This window comes from Thioalkalivibrio sp. AKL10 (genome assembly GCF_000381845.1).
GTDB lineage: Bacteria > Pseudomonadota > Gammaproteobacteria > Ectothiorhodospirales > Ectothiorhodospiraceae > Thioalkalivibrio > Thioalkalivibrio versutus.
Genome location: NZ_KB907143.1, coordinates 204,944 through 222,933, shown reverse-complemented (window position 1 = coordinate 222,933; position 17,990 = coordinate 204,944). Strand labels below are relative to the sequence as shown.

Annotated in this window: 17 protein-coding genes; 9 read left to right on the top strand and 8 right to left on the bottom strand. The window is 66.0% G+C overall.

Going from position 1 to position 17,990, the window contains the following annotated elements; genetic code table 11:
• Positions 1–91: 91 nt before the first annotated feature.
• Entirely contained in the window at positions 92–736 is a 645-nt protein-coding gene (locus G333_RS0106835) for a sulfite oxidase heme-binding subunit YedZ (protein WP_026340917.1), read from the bottom strand.
• 12 nt (positions 737–748) lie between these two features.
• Positions 749–1,723 (bottom strand): protein-methionine-sulfoxide reductase catalytic subunit MsrP, encoded by a 975-nt coding sequence (gene msrP / locus G333_RS0106830; protein WP_019628041.1) that lies wholly within the window; start codon positions 1,721–1,723, stop codon positions 749–751.
• A gap of 216 nt (positions 1,724–1,939) precedes the next feature.
• Between msrP and G333_RS0106825 the strand changes: the two genes are divergently transcribed.
• Positions 1,940–2,140: a PA3496 family putative envelope integrity protein gene (locus tag G333_RS0106825; RefSeq protein ID WP_018145403.1), complete on the top strand. Its 201-nt coding sequence runs from the start codon at positions 1,940–1,942 to the stop codon at positions 2,138–2,140.
• A 143-nt stretch (positions 2,141–2,283) separates the two neighbouring features.
• Here the strand turns inward: G333_RS0106825 and G333_RS14700 are convergent, their stop codons facing one another.
• From G333_RS14700 to G333_RS0106805, 4 genes are all read right to left on the bottom strand, one after another.
• Positions 2,284–2,829, bottom strand: a complete 546-nt coding sequence (locus G333_RS14700; RefSeq protein ID WP_081624512.1) for a transposase — start codon at positions 2,827–2,829, stop codon at positions 2,284–2,286.
• Between the two features lie 171 nt (positions 2,830–3,000).
• Positions 3,001–4,137 carry a lipocalin-like domain-containing protein gene (locus G333_RS0106815; RefSeq protein ID WP_019628040.1) on the bottom strand — a complete coding sequence of 379 codons (1,137 nt, stop codon included), beginning with the start codon at positions 4,135–4,137 and terminating at the stop codon, positions 3,001–3,003.
• A gap of 110 nt (positions 4,138–4,247) precedes the next feature.
• Positions 4,248–6,806, bottom strand: a complete 2,559-nt coding sequence (locus G333_RS0106810) for an ABC transporter permease (RefSeq protein WP_019628039.1) — start codon at positions 6,804–6,806, stop codon at positions 4,248–4,250.
• Positions 6,803–7,519 carry an ABC transporter ATP-binding protein gene (locus G333_RS0106805; RefSeq protein ID WP_019628038.1) on the bottom strand — a complete coding sequence of 239 codons (717 nt, stop codon included), beginning with the start codon at positions 7,517–7,519 and terminating at the stop codon, positions 6,803–6,805. The genes G333_RS0106810 and G333_RS0106805 overlap by 4 nt, the downstream gene beginning before the upstream one ends.
• 464 nt (positions 7,520–7,983) lie before the next feature.
• Between G333_RS0106805 and mgtE (G333_RS0106800) the strand changes: the two genes are divergently transcribed.
• The 8 genes from mgtE (G333_RS0106800) to G333_RS0106765 all read left to right on the top strand — a co-directional run bounded on the left by mgtE (G333_RS0106800) (position 7,984) and on the right by G333_RS0106765 (position 14,786).
• A complete protein-coding gene (mgtE, locus tag G333_RS0106800) occupies positions 7,984–9,342 on the top strand; it encodes a magnesium transporter (RefSeq protein WP_019628037.1) in 1,359 nt (452 codons plus the stop codon).
• A 10-nt stretch (positions 9,343–9,352) separates the two neighbouring features.
• Positions 9,353–10,711 carry a magnesium transporter gene (gene mgtE, locus G333_RS0106795; RefSeq protein WP_019628036.1) on the top strand — a complete coding sequence of 453 codons (1,359 nt, stop codon included), beginning with the start codon at positions 9,353–9,355 and terminating at the stop codon, positions 10,709–10,711.
• A 353-nt stretch (positions 10,712–11,064) separates the two neighbouring features.
• The gene (locus tag G333_RS0106790; protein WP_019628035.1) at positions 11,065–11,544 is read left to right on the top strand and encodes a pilin; all 480 of its coding nucleotides are present in this window, start codon (positions 11,065–11,067) and stop codon (positions 11,542–11,544) included.
• Positions 11,545–11,757: 213 nt separating this feature from the next.
• Positions 11,758–12,267 carry a pilin gene (locus G333_RS0106785; RefSeq protein WP_038038095.1) on the top strand — a complete coding sequence of 170 codons (510 nt, stop codon included), beginning with the start codon at positions 11,758–11,760 and terminating at the stop codon, positions 12,265–12,267.
• Between the two features lie 337 nt (positions 12,268–12,604).
• A complete protein-coding gene (locus G333_RS0106780; RefSeq protein ID WP_026340914.1) occupies positions 12,605–12,847 on the top strand; it encodes a type II toxin-antitoxin system Phd/YefM family antitoxin in 243 nt (80 codons plus the stop codon).
• Between the two features lie 164 nt (positions 12,848–13,011).
• Entirely contained in the window at positions 13,012–14,166 is a 1,155-nt protein-coding gene (locus G333_RS0106775) for a transposase (protein WP_019628032.1), read from the top strand.
• A gap of 64 nt (positions 14,167–14,230) precedes the next feature.
• On the top strand, positions 14,231–14,509 hold the full coding sequence (locus G333_RS0106770) for a BrnT family toxin (RefSeq protein WP_019562923.1): 279 nt from the start codon (positions 14,231–14,233) through the stop codon (positions 14,507–14,509).
• A 13-nt stretch (positions 14,510–14,522) separates the two neighbouring features.
• A complete protein-coding gene (locus G333_RS0106765) occupies positions 14,523–14,786 on the top strand; it encodes a BrnA antitoxin family protein (protein WP_019562924.1) in 264 nt (87 codons plus the stop codon).
• 114 nt (positions 14,787–14,900) lie between these two features.
• Here G333_RS0106765 and G333_RS15170 read toward each other — a convergent pair whose 3' ends face one another.
• Together G333_RS15170 and G333_RS0106755 are read right to left on the bottom strand one after the other, a co-directional pair.
• Positions 14,901–15,053: a hypothetical protein gene (locus tag G333_RS15170; protein ID WP_019628031.1), complete on the bottom strand. Its 153-nt coding sequence runs from the start codon at positions 15,051–15,053 to the stop codon at positions 14,901–14,903.
• A gap of 309 nt (positions 15,054–15,362) precedes the next feature.
• Positions 15,363–17,807, bottom strand: coding sequence for an EAL domain-containing protein (locus G333_RS0106755; RefSeq protein WP_019628030.1), 2,445 nt, complete (start codon positions 17,805–17,807; stop codon positions 15,363–15,365).
• Positions 17,808–17,990 lie beyond the last annotated feature (183 nt).

Below are 17,990 nucleotides of genomic sequence, written 5' to 3'. Positions count from 1 at the left end.
TTCTCTGTGCCCTCTATGAACTCTGTGGTTCCTGGCCTTTGACCACCTTCATGCCTTCGTGGGCTTCATGGTTGGCGTAACGGCGTCGGGATCACGCGCTAACGCGGCGGGCATGGATACGGCGCCGGGTTTGCCAGCGGTAGAACACGCGCCAGCCAAGCAGAAAGGCGAGGATGGCCGCGTACAGGGCCACCTCCACGTAGTCAGCGCGGGCCAGCCACAGGAAGTGGAGCACCGCCAGCACGCCGGCCAGGTACACCCCACGGTGCAGCCAGACCCACTTCTTCTTGAGCCAGCGCTGGGCGCCGTCGGTGGAGGTCAGCGTCAACGCCAGCAGGATCAGCCAGGCGGCGAAGCCGACCATCACGAACGGGCGCTCGGTCAGGTCGTAGAGCACCAGTTCCCAGTCAAAGAACAGATCCACCCCCAGCCAGATCAGGGCGTGCGCGGTCACGTAACCGAACGCCACCAGCCCCAGCATTCGCCGTAACCGCACGATCCACGCCAGCCCCGTCATCTGCCGCAGCGGTGTGACCGCCAGCGCGATCAGCAGCGCAATCATCGCGTGGGTGCCGGAGAGTTCCAGCAGCTTCTCGATCGGATTCACGCCCAGCCCGTCGAACCAGCCCAGCGTACGCAGGCCGATCCAGGCCGCCGGGACCAGCGAGGCCAGCAGCACCGCCCACCAGACGCCACGCGGTGGCCGGGCGCGCGCCCGGCGCGTTGAGGACGTCATGCCGTCACCGCGTCAGATGTACCGCGTCAGGTCCATCCCCTCGTACAGCGAGGCGACTTCATCGGCATAGCCGTTGAACATCTCCGTGCGCCGGCGGCGGAACTCGCCGATCCGGCGCTCGGTGCGCTGTGACCAGCGCGGATGGTCCACGTCCGGATTCACGTTGCTGTAGAAACCGTACTCGTCGGACTGCGCCTGATTCCACAGGGTCGGCGGCTGGTCCTCGACAAAGCGGATGTGCTGGATCGACTTGATGCTCTTGAAGCCATACTTCCACGGCACCACCAGGCGGATCGGCGCCCCGTTCTGATTCGGCAGCACTTCGTCGTACAACCCCACGGCGAGAATCGTCAGCGGATGCATCGCCTCGTCCAGGCGCAGCCCCTCGGTATAGGGCCACTCGAGCCCGCCACTACTGCCGCGGCGGCGGCGCTGGCCGCGCAGGTTGTCCGGATCGTAGATGCTCTCGAAGGCGACATAGCGGGCACCGCCGCGCGGCTGCGCCTTCTCGATGATGCGATTCAGCTCGAAGCCGATCCACGGGATCACCATGGACCAGCCCTCGACACAGCGCATGCGATAGATCCGCTCCTCCAGTGACCAGGGGCTGATGAAATCCTCGACCAGATACTCGCCGGGGTTCTCGCACAGCCCGTCCACGGTGATGGTCCAGGGGTCGGTCTTCAGCTGGTCGGCGTAGGTCTTGGGGTCACTCTTGCCCGGCCCCATCTCGAAGAAATTGTTGTAGCTGGTGATCTCGTCATACGCGGTCTTCGACTCGTCCGTGGAGTACTCACTGCCCTCGAACTCGAGCGGGTAGCCGCGCAGCGCGGCCGAGGCCGGCAACGCCATGCCCAGCCCCCCCAGGGCAAGACCGGCGCCCAACCCGACCCCGGCACGCAGGAACTCGCGCCGCCGCGCGTAGACCTCCAGCGGGGTGATCTCGCTATGGGAACACTCGGAACGACGTCGGGTGCGGATCAGCATGGCCTGCCCTCGCGACTGGTTGGGATGACAGTGAGAAGCGCTGCCACTCGTGCACGATGGACCAGAAGCAGCGTCCCGAGTTCGGCGTGCCATGCCCATAAGACAATCCGCCGAACAATAAGAATTTTCTGCTTGCGCAGCGCCGGGAACGATATATAAGGCTTTTCTGATACCGCAGTCCGGGGTGGCCCGGCCGGCTTGTCAGGAGACCCGACAATGGATCCGACGATCGACGACGTGGCCGATGGTGCCGACGAAATCGCCAGCCTGTTCGACAACCAGCTCGTCAATGACCGCGGCCCGGCACGCCACGCCGCTCGCCGCGCCCTGGAACGCCTGATGGAAGAACGCGCCCTGCGCGCCCACCTCGAGGACGACTTCGACCTGGCCCCCGCCCACGAAGCCCTGGAGTGGTAGCCCCCGGGGTGGCGCGCCCCGCCACCCCATTTCCGAAACGCCCCACATCATCGATGCGATTCGCTCCGCTGATCACATCCTACGAACCCATTTCTCCCCTCGTAGGATGTGATGAGCCCCGCGAATCGCATCACTCGGATACATCAACCACCCCGGGCCTCCCCCACAACCAAGCCATCCGATTCCGGCACGCCACCCCAATCCACCGGATACACACCTGCCCGCACAAACCGGTGAAAACTGGAGTACGGCCACTCGGCCACACAACGTGCCCAGCAATGCTTCACCGGGTTGTAATGGATATAATCGACATGGCGGACCCAATCATCCTCATCGCGGATGCAATGCTCCCAGAACCGGCGTTGCCAGAGCCCTCGCTCACCGCGTCTTGCCCGGCTACGCGTGCGCGCTTCGCCAGCACACACCAACCGCGAGAACCGCGCCTTGATCAACCGCCATCGGCGGCTGAAATCGGCATCATCGTCCGGCAGGCGCCAGATACAATGGAGATGCTCGGGCAACACCACCATCGCGTCGATCACGAACGGATGACGATGCCGCACCTCGCGAAACGCGTCTCTCAACGCGTCAATGTGATCCGTAAATAGGGTGTTTCCTACCCGAACGGCCGCATTCACAGTGAAAAAATACGTGCCACCCGGCACGCGCACACGGCGATAATCCGTCATCCGTCGCCTCCCTTCCCTGGGATTGGTTCGAACCGATGTTTGTGCTGCTCCGACGCGATGCGATTCGCTTCGCTCATCGCATCCTACAAGGGCGGGTAGAATTTTCGTAGGATGCGATGAGCGAAGCGAATCGCATCAACCCCTCAGGCAGAGGCCCCCGACCCAAGGCCTTCACCCGTCCTCATACCCCGTCAACTCCACGAAGCCCCGGCCGACCGGCTCGCCATCCGCGTCGAGAATATCCACGGCCCCTTCCCAATAACGCACCACCGTGTCCATCTCCTGCTCGTCGCGCACCGCCACCACGGTCCACTCGCGCACAGGCCCACCATCCGGAGGCTCGATACGCATGGACCATTCCACCGGATAGCGATTGCCGGACGGCTGGGTGGCGTAGCGGGTGGGTTCGAGCTGCACCTGCTCCGGCTCCAGCAGGGCGTCCTCGGCATTCGCCGGCATCCAGCGACCTTTCGATAACTCGTGCGGCGTCCCATCGGGGCGGCGCAACTGGTAATACATCACGTCCAGCCCGTCATCCAGCTGCAGCGCAAACCAGTCCCAGCCCGCCTGATCCTCCGCCAGCGCACTGGTGCTCCATTCGCGGTCCATCCACGCCTGCCCGGTCACGTCCAGCGCCGCCCCGGCAGCACGGCGCACCTCCCCCGCCACCGCGATACGCGGCATCGAGTAGTAATACGAGGCATCGCCCGGCTCCGGCCCCTTCTGGCTCAGGCCGGCCTCGCCCTGCAACACCGGCTCGCGCGCAGGCTCCAGTTCCAGGGACAGCACGTAGTCCTCGACCGTGAAGCGCAGCGTCCAGCGCTCCCCGTCCAGCCCGGCCAGTTCCCAATCCTCGGCCCAGACACGCCCCACCGGCTCGGTGGCCCCGGCCAGCCCGCCGCCATCGCGCACGAACCGCTCCTCGGATGCGTGAAACCCCGCGTCACGGTCCAGCACCGCCGTATGCACCATCCACAGATCGGGGCTGGCCCAGGCCGACTCGTGCCAGACCGGATCCCCGGCAAGCCCTGGCGCCAGGCCCACGCGGAAGAACGTCACGTGAAATCCGAAACGCTCGCCTTCGGGCCCGTCCAGATTCCCCGTCAGGTACCACCACTCGTTGCGAAACCCCGGATGCGGCCCATGATCGCGCGGAAACTCGAACGCCCGCGGCGCATCGGCGCGGCGAAAGCCCGTGGTGTCCTCACCCCCGAGCGCCTCGCTCACCCGCAGTCCGGTCACCCCCGAATCGTCCGCCTCCGGCGGCTCCACACCCCCGCATGCGGCCAGTAACCCCACCAACAACATGACCAGAAGCCCCTGTAGGAGCGGGCTTGCCCGCGAAGCCCCCGCCCGCGCTGGATTCTGCCGCGAGCCATTCGCTGGCAAGCCCGCTCCTACAAAATCAAACCACCGCATTACGGCACCTCCCTAAGCGCCGGCACCAGCCGCATCCGCGCCATCCGCCAGGCGGGGATCACCGACGCCAGCAATGCAGCCCCCACGCCCAGCAGTACGGTCTCCCCGACCTCGACCCAGGGCAGGCGCAGGTCCATTCCCCAGCCAAAGGCCTCGCGGTTGATCACCTCGATCAGCAACCAGCCCATCCCCAGCCCGAGCGGGATCGCCGCCAGGGCGGCGAATACCCCTAGCACCCCGCCCTGCAGCACCACCAGCCCGCGCACGCCGCCGGGCAACAGGCCGAGGCTGCGCAGCGTGGCGAACTCGCGCGCCCGTTCCATCTGTAACGCAATCAATGCCCCCAGGATGGCGATGAATGCGACCACCAGCGTGATCACCCGCAGCAGATGCGTGATCGCAAAGGTCCGATCGAAGATCGCCATCGACTCCTGCTCGATATCCCCCGGCCGCGTCACCAGCGCCGCGCGCTCCTGCGCCGCCAGCCACGCCTCCAGGTGTTCCACCGCCTGCTCGGCGTCGGCACCATCCGGCAGGCGCAGCCCGAACGAGCCCACCTCGTCCGCGGCCACGCCCCCGCGCACGAACGCCGCCTGCGTCATCAGCACCGTGCCCTGCGGGTTCCCGTAGTCGCGATAAATCCCTAGGATCTCGAATGCCCGCCTCCCCCCGGCCGCGGCCAGCGAAAGCCGATCGCCCAACGCCACATCGTGATGGGCGGCAAACGGCTCGGTCACCAGCACCGCATCGTCCGCGGCCAGCCGCGTCCCCAGTGCCTCGCGGGGCACGGCCGCCTCCAGCAGCGGCAGGTAGTCCAGCCAGTCGGCATGCGGACGCACCACGTACAGATCCACCAGTCCCCGGTCACTGACGACCTCCTGGCTGGTGCCGGAACTGACCGACACGGCACCCGACCGGGCCACCAGGTCAGCGGTCCAGTCCTCGGGAAGGCGCGCCCCACCGCGCGCCGAAGCCGGGGCCGCCGGCACCACGTACAGGTCCGAGGTCAGTGCCTGCCCCAGCCACTGCTCCACGCTCCCGCGAAAGCTCCCCACCATCACCGCCACGCCGATGGCCGCCGCCAGCGCCAGCGTCAGCGCCGAGGTGGCAGGCGCGCTGCGCGACAAGCTGCGCTCCAGGCTGCGAACCGCAATGCGCGGCAGGACCGCCCCGCGCACCAGCACCGCCAGGCCGCGCAGCGTCCACGCCAGCACCCAGGGCAGCAGCAACACGAACCCCGCAATCAGCAGGAACAGTGCGACAAACCCGCCCACCAGCGCCCCGGCACCGGTCACGATCAACCCGACGCCCGCCAGCAACAGAACGATAGACGCCAGCGCCAGCCATGCGGCCCAGCCACGGGCACGCCGTTCCAGCCCTCCGCGCCCGGTGCCGGCCGGGCTGGCCACCCGCGCCGCCTCCCAGGCCGGGGCCAGTGCGGCCGCCAGCGACAGCCCCACGCCCAGCAGGAGCACCGCGGCCAGAGCCAATGGCCGCGGCGTGACCCCGGTCACCGCCACCGCGAAGAAGTGATCCGTCACCGTCTGCGCGACCTGCGCGACCAGCACCTGTGCCAGGGCCACCCCCAGCAGCGCACCCAGCAGCGTGCCGATCACGCCGACCAGCAGGGCCTCCAGCAGCACCACCCCGAAGATCGCCCGGCGCCCGACACCAACCAGGCGCAGGCTGGCAATCACCTCGCGCCGGCGCAGCACCGCAAAGGTCTGCGTGTTGTAGATCAGAAACGCCGCGATCAGCAGCGCCAGCAGGCTCATCGCGGTGAGGTTGATGCGGAACGCCTGCGCCAGCTGGCGCGCGGCCTGCCCCCGGCTCTCGACCGCCACAAGCTCCAGTTCCGCGGGCAATACGTCGGCCAGGGCCTCGACCTCGTCCTCGGCCAGCCGCACGTCGATCCGGTCCAGCCGCCCCAGCCGGTCGAGCAATACCTGCGCCGTGGCGATATCCGTCACCCAGAGCGCGGCGCCCGCATCATCAGGCGCGCCATCCCCCCCATCATCACTCGGGTCCTCGTCCCGTTCGGCGGCACGGTTGATCAACGTGACCTCGCGCTCGCCCCCGGCCGCCTCCAGTGCCAATCGAGCCCCATGCGCCTCCCCGCTCGCCCGGAACCAGCCCGCAGGCGGCAGGATCGTCCCCGGCTCGGTCACCAGGCGCTGCACCGGGGCATCGCCGATATCCGAGGCCGCCCCGCGAAACGGCCCCTCGGCCAGCGGATCGACGCCCAGCACGTAGATCGTCGTGCCATCCGGCAGTCGCGCCGGGCCCTCCACGATCGGGGCCGTATCCCGCCACCCGGCCATGCGCAGGTCGCGGTAAAAGGCCTCGTCGAAGCCGCTCGCCGGCCCCAGCACCTGATGCGTGGCGGCCCCGGCCACCTCGTCCATCGAGCGGTCGAAGGCCCGCTGGGCGGACTGGTTCGCCAGATCCACCGCCAGCACCACCGCCACGCCGATGATCACACCGACCAGCGTCAGCACCCGCTGCAGCGGCCGCCGACGCCAGTCGCGCAGCCACGCACGCAGAACGAGACCGCTCACGCCGGCGACCCCTCCACCGATTCCGGAGGCTGAAGGACCCCGTCGCGCATCGTCAGCACCCGATCCAGTCGCCCCGCCAGTTCATTGCTGTGGGTCACCAGCAACAAGGAACACCCGGTCGCCCGTACTTGCTCCAGCAGCAGCCCGAATATCGTCTCGCCAGTGCGCGAGTCGAGGTTCCCGGTCGGCTCGTCGGCGAGGATCAGCGCCGGCTCGTGCACCAGCGCCCGCGCGATCGCGACCCGCTGCTGCTCGCCACCCGACAGCGCCTCCGGATACCGCTCACCCTTGTCCCCCAGCCCTACCGCCGTCAGCTGGCGTCCGGCGCGCTCGCGGCGGGCGGCCGCATCGGCCTGCGTTGCCAGCTCCAGCGGCAGCATCACGTTCTCCAGCACCGTCAGCGTCGGAATCAGATGGAACGACTGGAACACGATCCCCACGCGGGCCCGGCGCAGCCGCGTGCGTGCCGCCTCGTCCAGCCCCGCGAGCGCCTCGCCCGCCAGATGCACCGCGCCGCGATCCGCCGCCTCCAGCCCGGCCGCCAGATGCAGCAGGGTGGACTTGCCACTCCCGCTCTCGCCCACGATCGCCACGCGCTCGCCGGGGGCCAGCTCGAAGTCCACACCGTGCAGCACCTCGCCCTCGCCGGGGTAGGCAAACGCCACATCGGTCAGAGACAGCACCACGCCTTCTACCGAGCCTTGTTGCTCCATCGCAGACACCTTTTCAATCACACGAATCTTCGCCTGCGAGCAGGCTCCTACACGGCAGGAAAAGCCCACCGTAGGAGCCTGCTCGCAGGCGAACAGCGCTCACCGAACGCCCCACACGTTCCAGCCCATCACAGACCATGAAGACTAGATGAATGTTTCAAAATGCCACACAAGCGGTTGATTGAGGCCCGGCATCCGTTAGAATAAGCGCCATCTCCACACACGGGAACGCGCCTTGACACGCCGATCAAGCAGCCGATCACGCAGCCGATCTATCTGCGCCTAGCGGCAAGCGTCCGTTCCCTAACCGGTCGCTTCCCGTCAGGCCTCTTTGATCAAAGAGCCGGGAACGGCCGGGCCCCGCCCGACCCGAACCTGCACCATTCACCGCATTCGTGCGGCGCCGCGATGGCCTGTGCCCGTGCACAGTCCGCGCGCTGCCCCGATGCCGCCGGGAGAAGGGCATGGAGCTTCACCTCGAGCAGTCCATCATCGAGCTGAAGGAGCTGTTGCGTCTGGACGACCGCGACGGGCTCCACGAACTGCTCGACTACATGCGCGTGCAGGATATCGCCCACGCGCTGATGGAGCTGGGCGAGGAAGACCTCATCGCCGTCTTCAACCTGCTGCCCCCCGGGCGCAAGGCGGACGTCTTTGCCTACCTCGACACCGGGCACCAGATCCGCCTGCTGGAGGCCTCCCCGCGCGAGGACGCCCGCTTCATCCTCTCCGAGATGGAGGCGGACGATCTCACCGCCCTGCTGCAGACCCTGGACCCGGACACCCTGCGCGGCTACCTGCGCCTGCTGCCGTTTCGCGCGATCCGCCGCGCGCTCAAGCAGCTCAACTACCCGGAGGACTCGGTCGGCCGCGTGATGTCGCCGGATGTCGTCGCGGTGGACCCGGACTGGACACTCAAGCGCGCCCTGGCCTTCATCCGCCGCAACGCGGACGAGCACTCCAACAACGTGATCTTCGTGGTCGATCAGGACCGCGTGCTGCTGGCCGCCATACCCATCCGCCACTTCCTGCGCGCCAGCGCCGACAGTCCGGTGCGCGAACTGCTGAGCGAAGCCGACCCGATCACCATCGCGGTCTCCGAACACGCGGTGGAGGCCGCCCGCCGCATCCAGCACTACGACCTGGAGAGCCTGCCGGTGGTCGGCGAGATCGGCGAACTGCTGGGCGTGGTCACAGTGGACGACGTGATGGACCTGATCGAGGCCGAGTCCACCGAGGACTTCCACAAGCTGGGCTCGGTGGGCACCCTGCCGCTGTCCCCGCAGGAGGCCAGCCCGTTCCTGCTCTATCGCAAGCGCATCGGCTGGCTGCTGGGCCTAGTCGCCTTCAACACCATCGGCGCGCTGATGATCTCCCAGTACGAGGACATCATCGAGGCGGTGGTGGTGCTGGTGTTCTTCCTGCCGCTGCTGATCGCCTCCGGCGGTAACGCCGGCGCGCAAAGCTCCACGCTGATGGTGCGCGCCATGGCCACCGGCGAGGTCACGGCCAGGGACTGGCTCCGGCTTTGGGCCAAGGAAATGGGCGTATCCCTGACCCTCGGACTCAGCATGGGTGTGGCGGTATCGCTGGTCGGGCTGTGGCGCGGCGGGCCGGAGATCGCGCTGCTGGTCGCGCTGTCGATGACCATCATCGTTACCGTGGCCAGCATCCTCGGCATGCTGCTGCCGGTGGTCCTGAACAAGTTCCGCCTCGATCCGGCGACCGCCAGCGTACCGCTGGTCACCTCGCTCGCCGACATCGGCGGTATCCTCATCTACTTCACGCTGGCCACGGCCCTGCTCGGCCTGGCAATCCCATAGGACCTCCCGGATGAGCCCCACGGAACCGGATCTCGACACCCTGCCGCAGGCCCTGCAGACCGCGCTGACCGCGCCCACCGCCGAGGCGCTGAAGAGCCTGTGCGCCGAGCACGCGGCGCCGGATCTCTCCGACGCCCTGGAGGCCCTGCCAGCCCAACAGATGGAGGCCTTCTTCCAGCGCCTGGATGTCGAGTGCACGGCGGATATCTACGCTCACCTGGAATCGGATCACCAGTCGCGCGTGTTTCAGGCGCTGGACGACGAGCACGCCAGCCGCCTGGTCGCGGCCCTGTCCTACGACGACGCGGTCTCGGTGATCGACGGGCTGGAGGACGAACAGGCCGAATCCCTGCTCGAGACCCTCCCGGACGAAGACCAGGAGGCCCTGGAGACCCTGCTCGGCTACCCGGAGGAGAGCGCCGGGCGCCTGATGACGCCCGAGTTCGCCACGGTCCAGCCGGACTGGTCGGTGGCCGAGGCCATGGATCACCTGCGCGAACAGAGCGACCTGGCCGAGACCATCAACACCATCTTCGTGGTCACGCCCACGGGCGAACTGCTCGGCTGGGTGCGCCTGAAGGGGCTGCTGCTGTCGCGTCCCACCACCAGCGTGCGCGAGCGCATGAACACCGATGTCGTCAGCATCAGTGCGGAGGAAGACCGCGAAGAGGCCGCCCACCGCATCAGCCACTACGATCTGGACGTCCTCCCGGTGGTCGACGACAACGGTCACCTGCTGGGCATCATCACCGTCGACGACGTGATGGACGTGCTGCGCGCCGAGACCACCGAGGACTTCCACCGCATGGCCGCGGTGGGCGACGTCGTGCTCTCCCTGCGCGATGCCAGCATGCAACTGCTCTACCGCAAGCGCATCGGCTGGCTGGTGATCCTGGTCGCCGTGAACATCCTCTCCGGCCTGGCCATCGCCCACTTCGAGGCCGCCATCGAGACCGTCGTCGCACTGATCTTCTTCCTGCCCATGGTCATCGCCTCCGGCGGTAACGCCGGCGCCCAGGCCTCCACCCTGGTCGTGCGCTCGCTCGCCACCAACGACATCAAGCCCCAGGACTGGTGGCGCCTGGGCGGCAAGGAGATCCTGGTCGCCTCCGCCCTCGGCGCCACCCTGGCCGGCGCCATCTGGCTTTCCGGCAACTGGCTCGGCAGCCTCGAGGTCGCCAACGCCATCGCACTCGGCATGTTCCTGGTCGTCCTGTTCGGCTCCCTGTTCGGCCTGCTGCTGCCGTTCACCCTCACCCGCTTCGGGGTGGACCCGGCCGTTGCCAGCGCTCCGCTCATCACCTCCGTCGTCGACGTCGTCGGCATCACCATCTACTTCGCCACCGCCGTCGCCATCCTCGGCCTCTGACTCCCAACGGTCTGTTACCGCAGCCCTTGTGGGAGCGGGCTTGCCCGCGAAGCCCCTGCCAACGCGTAATCCACCCCGTCGCACCAACCATCCCACAACGAAGAGCCAGCATCTCCCAGGTGACAAAACCCCAAACCCAACTGACCACCCGCGTCACTTCGGGTGACCATTTTTGTCACGTGACACAGCCGAACCCCCGGTTGCCGTGACTGAGACCGCAGACCGAATCGCCGCAGGGCGCCGTTTCTGCGGATTCCCCTGTTCCTGGCACACCCATTGCATCTACCCGGACAGCTGCCCACGGGGCGGCCGGGCCGCAGGCCCCGCTTTCATCACATCAAGGGAGTATCACCATGCATCAAGCCATGCGTACCGGAATCAACAAGCCGAAGGCCCAGCAGGGCTTTACGCTGATCGAACTGATGATCGTGGTTGCGATCATCGGCATCCTGGCCGCTATCGCGATTCCGCAGTATCAGGACTATGTGGCTCGCTCTCAGATGAGCACCGCTTACTCCGAAATCAATACGTATCGGACCGCGATTGAAGAGCGTCTAGCTCGGGGAACCGACACCGACATGACCGACACCGATCATCTCGACGAAATTGGCTACAGCCAATCTAATTTGGCCGCCGGCGCCCCAACCGGTTCAATTGCAACCGACGGCACCGGCACCATCATCATGACTCTTGACGGCGCGGCCGCTGCGGCTATTAACGAGGCCACTATTGAACTGGAACGCGATGTCAACGGCAACTGGACGTGCGAGATTGACAACCGTCCTGGTGGCTGGAAAGAATCCTATCTTCCGGGCTCCTGCACTGAAGCCTAACATTAAGGCACAAAGGCACCTACTTAGGGTGCCTTTTGAGCCCCGGCCTAAGCCGGGGCTTTTTTGTTAGAGCGATACTGGCGCGAGGCGCTCATCTGACCCTTCGGGCCACGACTATCGGACAATCACTTGGTCGGGTGCACCACCAATGAAACCCATTTTTTAGATTGACTTGGTTCGAATTTTGCAAGATTTCTGGACGATTCTAAAGCAATGCGAGATCCGGACATGCCCCCAAAACACAGCACCCATGGATTTACCCTCATCGAACTTATGATTGTCGTTGCGATCATCGGCATCCTGGCCACCATCGCAATCCCGCTGTATCAGGATTATGTCGCACGCAGCCAGATCCACTCAGCACTCTACGAAATCTCCGGTCTCAAGACTGCCGTCGAAGATACACTCGCGCGTGGCCAGGTCACAAGCGCCGACTCCCCCGACATGGCGGATCTGGGCGTACCGGGTGCGGCACCGTCCGACCAGACCGTCGACACCTCTTTCGGTCAAATATCAAAGGATAACGACGCGGCTGGCAATGGAACCGAGTTCGTCCTCACCATGACCCTTGGCGAAGGCGCGAACGCCCGCATGGGTCCAGGCGTCAATGGTGTCATGCTGTCACTGCGCCGGCAGCCCAATGGCCAATGGTTATGTGAAATCGCGGACACTCCAGCCGGATGGAAAGAAAGCTTTACTCCATCCGGGTGCAGCGAAGTCTAAGCCTTCCGGGACACCCACGTTCCTAATTGTTGGGTAATCAATCCTCTGGGACACCCACTTTGCGGGAATCCACTTCTGGGACACCCGGCCTTCTGGGACACCCACTTTCTTCACCCGGCCCCTGCGAAGGCAGGAATCCACTTCTGGGACACCCACTTTGTTGACATACGAAGGCAGGAATCCACTTCTGGGACACCCACTTTGTTGACATAAGCCGGATTCGCCGAAGCAATCGGCCGCAAGCCCCGCGTCTGCAGCCCGTCCCTCACGCCAACCGATTTCTCGGACGGTTGCGCCAAGGTACGATTGACCATCTACATGGTCAGGGGAGTGCGGAATATCCGAGACGACGGTTAGTTTGGCGAACGCCAAAGCCCACCTGAGCGAACTGGCGGAACGGGCCGCTGCAGGTGAATCCATCCTCATCACCAAGCGCGGCAAGGCCATCGCGCGCCTTTCCAGCGCCACCGCCCCCAAGAAACCCATCGATGCGAATGCGCTCCGCCAAGTAACGGGTACCCAGCACAACCGGACCGATGAGAGCTTCATGCGGCGAGTCCGTGACGATGCCCGCTGCTGATGCGCCGAACCTCGGGCAAGCCCACCTTGCTCGCCCCGCTCTAACGGAACCCTGGAACGCGGTTTCGCTACGCCCTGAAAAACTCCAAGGCATTCACTATCCTAACGACAGGAACGTAACGAACCTGCGTTGCTGCAAGACCTACTCCACGGAAGGAGCCCATCATGACCCAGCCCCGCTCGACCCTCGTCTCTCTGGATGACACGCCCTGGTACCACGTCGTTTCCCGTTGCGTCCGCCGCGCGTTTCTGTGCGGGCACGATGCCCACTCCGGACGATCCTTTGAGCATCGCCGCGGCTGGATCGCCGATCGTCTGAAACAGCTTGCGTCTGTGTTCGCCGTCGATATCGCGGCCTATGCGGTCATGAGCAACCACTTCCATATCGTTGTGCGGGTGGACGAGGCGCGCGTCGAGCCCCTGGAGCGCGCCGAGATCTTGCGTCGCTGGACGCAGCTCTTCTCGGGGCCGGTTATGGTGCAGCGGTATCTGGCCGATCCACAGGGGCTCGGTGCGGCCGAGATGAAGGTCGTGGATGCCTGGGTGGAGACGTACCGCTCCCGACTCGCTGACCTGTCGTGGTTCATGCGCGTGCTGAACGAGTCGATCGCCCGTCAGGCGAACGCCGAGGACGGCGTGACGGGACGGTTCTGGGAGGGACGCTTCAAGAGCCAGGCCCTGCTCGACGAGCAAGCGGTTCTGACGGCCATGGCGTACGTGGACCTGAACCCGATCCGGGCCGGGATGGCCCCCACGCCGGAGGCCTCCGAGTACACCTCGGTCGCGGAACGGCTTGCCGTGCTGCGCGCGACGTCCGAGGATGGAACAACGGTAGCCGAACGCGCCGCCGCCGATCCCGCGGTTCCAGGCGACAGCACGGCGCCGGGACACACCAACGCTACGAGATCCGACACACGAGGGAACCGGTCACGATCCGTTCCGCACCAAACAGAATCCTTGCAGCCGGAGACGGTCCTGGACCAACTGGTCAGCGCCCCGCTACTTCCATTCGACGCCACTGGCCGCGCGGAGTGCGCCGTGCCCTTCGGCTTCGAGGACTATCTGGAGCTCGTGGAGGCGACGGGGCGCGTCATCCGCGAGGACAAGCGCGGCTTCATCCACGATGGCACCCCGCCCCTGCTGGCACGTCTGGGCATTGATCCCGATCAGTTCATCCGTGCGGCCAGCCACATGTTGCAGCAATTCGGCAGCGCCATCGGAACACCGACCCATCTCACGGCCCGGTGCGATGCCCGCCAAACACGCTATCTGCGAGGCATGGCGACCGCCCGGCAGCTCTTCCCTCGGTTGGCAGCCTGATCCCGCCCCCCGGAACCAAGACCAGCCATTGGCCCAGCAATGATTTTGTACATACAATAATCAAATGGCGATTGAGTTCGACGCGGACAAGGATGCCGCGAATCAGGCCAAGCACGGGGTCTCACTCGCGCTGGCCGCGAGCCTGGAGTGGGAGACCCTTCTGGCCATGGAGGATCGTCGAAAGGACTACGGCGAATGTCGCATGCTGGGATACGCCCTGATGGGTGATCGCTTGTACTGCGTCATCTTCACGGACCGAGAGAATGTTCGAAGAATCATCAGCCTGCGCAAGGCGAATAACCGAGAGATCAGTCGTTATGTCCAGATCGTTGACGCTACGTAATGGCCGTCGGGTCTTGCTGAATAACCCGGAAGAGGAAACGGCGATTGAGGCCGGCATCGAAGCGGACCCGGAGACACACGCGCCCGACGAGGAAGAAGCGCGGGCACTGCGGCGCCCCGGCCGCCCCCCAATGGATGTCACCAAGGAACGGATCACGATTCGCCTGTCGCCGGAGGTTGTGGAGGCCTTCCGCGCGACCGGAAAGGGCTGGCAAACCCGCATGGATGGTGCCCTGAAAGAATGGCTCCGGGAGCATCATCCAACGACGAAGTCCTGAATTGCCGACGCATCGCAGGACGCCAGGTGTTGGACCCTTGATCACTCCCCTCGGGTCCGCCCCCTGCACAGCCTTAAAGCCCGACGCGCTATCGAGTGAAACCGACCCGCGCAGTCACACCCGCACCCCGTACTGTTCGATCTCCGAGCGCAACGTCTCGCTTGCCGCGCTGATATCCACCAGGTCAAAGCTGTACAGCGCCGGAAGCTCCTCGGTGCGCTCACGAAGTCGGCCCCAATACCGGCTTGTTGCCTTCCCCGAAGGCATCACAGCCAGGTCGATATCGGAATGCGGCCGGGCGGTTCCCTTGGCTCATGAACCGAACCAAATCACTTCAGACGTCCCCCCAAAGCTCTTCCCTCTCAATCTCCGCCGCCTCGGATGCCAAACCCGTGACGCGGTTCAGGGGCAATTTCGCATCCTGATCACGGGCTTCCGGCACACGAAAAGTCACCCACCCAGCACTCCCTGAGCCTGGTACAAATATCGCTCCGTCCGGGCTCGGCTCGCCGCCTTCTCCGGGCGCGCACCACTAGCAAGGCCAGCTCGACGCTTCGGAACTCCCTCACCACACGATTAGCGGAACAGGTCAGCGGCCGGTGCCGGGCGGTGGAGCAGGAAGCCCTGGCCGATGGCGCAGCCTTCCTGCAGCAGGAAGGCGCGCTGGGGTTCTTCTTCGACACCCTCGGCGATGAGGTCCAGCTCCAAGGCGGCGGCCAGCGCGATGATCGCGCGGATGATGGACTCGTTGTGGCGGGAATGGCCGATGTCGCGTACCAGCGACTGGTCGACCTTGAGGCGGTGCAGCGGCAGGCGGCGCAGGTGCGCGAGGTTGGAGTAGCCGGAGCCGAAGTCGTCCATGGCCAGACGCACCCCGAGGCCGTCCAGCCGACGCAGGACCGCCAGGGCGCGCTCGGGGTACTCCATGATCATGGTTTCGGTCAGCTCGACCTCCAGGCGTTCGGGCGCGATGGCGAAGCGCCCCAGGGTCTCGCGTACGGTGGTGACGAGTTGCTCGTCGTGCAGCTCGCGCGCCGACAAGTTTACGGCGATCATCGGGATGTTCCGGCCCGCCTCGTCCCAGGCTGCGAGCTGGCGGCAGGCCGCCTCCAGAACCCAGCGATCGATCGCCTGGATCAGGCCGGTCTCCTCGGCCAGCGGGATGAACTCCGCGGGGGATACCATGCCCCGGTGCGGATGGTTCCAGCGCACCAGGCTCTCGACCCCCACGCACTCGCCACTGGCCAGGTTGAACTGTTGCTGGAAGTGGAGCACGAACTCGTGGTTGACGATGGCCTGCCGCAAGTCGTTTTCCAGGAACAGCCGGTGCTCGGTCAGGGTGCCCATCTCGGCGTCGTAGGCGCACCAGCTGTCTCCTCCCCGGCGCCGCGCATCCTGCATCGCCAGCTCGGCGGCGGTCAGGAGCTCTTCGCGCGTCTGGCCGTCGCCGGGGAAACGTGCCACACCGACACTCGCCGTGAGCACCAGCGCGCGCCCCGCGATCTCGAAGGGGGCCCGCAGGGTATCGATCAGTGACTGCACGAAGGTGCCCAGGGCTTCCACGGGCGGGCTCTCGATGATCAGGCAGAACTCGTCGGCACCGATGCGGGCTACCGTGTCCTCGGGCGACAGGGCCTGGCTCAGGCGCTGTGCAATGCCCTGCAGCACGGTATCTCCCGCCGCGGTCCCCAGGGTCTCGTTCACGTTACGGAAGCGGTCCAGATCCATCAGCACAACCCAGCGCGCCTCGCCGTCCGCCATGGCGCGTTCGACCGTGTGGCCCAGACGGTCCTGCAACAGGGCGCGATTGGGCAAGCCGGTGCGCGCATCGTAGTGCGTCATCTGCCGCAGCTGTTCCTTCTGCTCCATGCTGGCGGTCAGGTCGGTCCAGCTGCCGACGATCTCTAGCTCGCCGTGCCCGTTGTTCCCTTCCACCACACGCATCTCGTCACGCACGTGGCGCAGCTTGCCCCAGCCGTCGAACAGGCGGAACTCGCGAACGAGCTCGCCATCCTCCAGCAGCCGTTCGTTCTCGCGCAGGGCGTTCGCGCGATCCTCGGGATGCAGCTGATGCTCGAGCCAACCAGGACGCATCGCAACGTCGAGGTCGACTCCATACAGCCGCTGGAGGTTGGGGCTAACCCATACCGGATAAAAGTCGTGAGCATCCAGCTGGTAAATCACCGTAGGCCCACTGTCCAGCACATGCTCCAGGCGCTGGTTGACCGCGCTCAGCTCGCGGGTTCGCAGACGCACCTGCCAGCGCAGCAGTAACCCCGTAACCGCCAACAGGACGACCAGAGCCAGCGCGATGATCAGCGCCCACACCACCCATCCCGGTAGCCCCGGTTCGCCCTCGGCGAGCAGCGTGGCCTCAAGGGCCTCCTGGTAGGGCGAGCCCGCCAGGGGCTTCCAGCGCTCCAGATAGGCGTCGATCAGTGCCAGACGCTCCGCCTGTGCGCCCGGCGCGGCCGCATAGTGCAGACCCACCTGGCCGAAGGTGATCGGCGTCTCCACCAGCCCGTAGGCGCGGGCGTGCTGGCGTCCGTAGAAGTTATTGCTGACGGCGGCATCGGCTTCGCCGGCCGGCACCGAGGCCAGCACCGCTGGGAGATCGCTGTAGGGAACCAGTTGGTACTCGAGACCCGGGTTGCCAATTTGTTGCCGGCGCAAGTGGCTTTCCTGCACCGAACCCTCCAGCACGGCGATGCGCCGAGAACCCATGGATTCCAGACTGCCGAACCCCGACTGCGGGAACGCGTATACCTGGCTCCAGCCCTGGACGACCGGAATCTGGTGAAAGTCGAAGAATGCCTCGCGCGTGCCGGTCCGGGCCACATCGGGCATCAGATCCAGCCGGCCTTCGCGCAGATCGGCAAGGCATTGCGCCCATTCGCAGGGGACGTACTCGATCTGCCAATGCTCGCGGCGGGCGATGGAGTCCAGCAGGCGGACGAACAGGCCGTCGGCCTCCCCGTGCTCGTCCACGCTGACCTTGGGCGCGTTGTCGTACACGCCCACGCGCAAATCCGGCGCGGAGGCCGCGGAGGACGGCGCCCAGCAGGCAAGCAGCAGGCCAACAAACGAGAGGCTGAGGAATACGCGCAGATCCCTCGATCGCCTCCGGAGGGGCCGCCGCGTTCGAGGCGATTGGGAGCAATCCGTTGCGCGCACGACACTCTCTTGGAAAGACCGACATCCGCA

Excerpts from the sequence above, each read along its gene's own strand:
- mgtE (WP_019628037.1), top strand. The coding sequence starts at position 7,984 with ATGGAGCTTCACCTCGAGCAGTCCATCATCGAGCTGAAGGAGCTGTTG.
- msrP (WP_019628041.1), bottom strand. The coding sequence starts at position 1,723 with ATGCTGATCCGCACCCGACGTCGTTCCGAGTGTTCCCATAGCGAGATC.
- G333_RS0106775 (WP_019628032.1), top strand. The coding sequence starts at position 13,012 with ATGACCCAGCCCCGCTCGACCCTCGTCTCTCTGGATGACACGCCCTGG.
- G333_RS15170 (WP_019628031.1), bottom strand. The coding sequence starts at position 15,053 with ATGCCTTCGGGGAAGGCAACAAGCCGGTATTGGGGCCGACTTCGTGAG.
- G333_RS0106785 (WP_038038095.1), top strand. The coding sequence starts at position 11,758 with ATGCGAGATCCGGACATGCCCCCAAAACACAGCACCCATGGATTTACC.
- G333_RS0106825 (WP_018145403.1), top strand. The coding sequence starts at position 1,940 with ATGGATCCGACGATCGACGACGTGGCCGATGGTGCCGACGAAATCGCC.
- G333_RS14700 (WP_081624512.1), bottom strand. The coding sequence starts at position 2,829 with ATGACGGATTATCGCCGTGTGCGCGTGCCGGGTGGCACGTATTTTTTC.
- G333_RS0106805 (WP_019628038.1), bottom strand. The coding sequence starts at position 7,519 with ATGGAGCAACAAGGCTCGGTAGAAGGCGTGGTGCTGTCTCTGACCGAT.
- G333_RS0106790 (WP_019628035.1), top strand. The coding sequence starts at position 11,065 with ATGCATCAAGCCATGCGTACCGGAATCAACAAGCCGAAGGCCCAGCAG.
- G333_RS0106815 (WP_019628040.1), bottom strand. The coding sequence starts at position 4,137 with ATGTTGTTGGTGGGGTTACTGGCCGCATGCGGGGGTGTGGAGCCGCCG.
- G333_RS0106835 (WP_026340917.1), bottom strand. The coding sequence starts at position 736 with ATGACGTCCTCAACGCGCCGGGCGCGCGCCCGGCCACCGCGTGGCGTC.
- mgtE (WP_019628036.1), top strand. The coding sequence starts at position 9,353 with ATGAGCCCCACGGAACCGGATCTCGACACCCTGCCGCAGGCCCTGCAG.
- G333_RS0106770 (WP_019562923.1), top strand. The coding sequence starts at position 14,231 with ATGGCGATTGAGTTCGACGCGGACAAGGATGCCGCGAATCAGGCCAAG.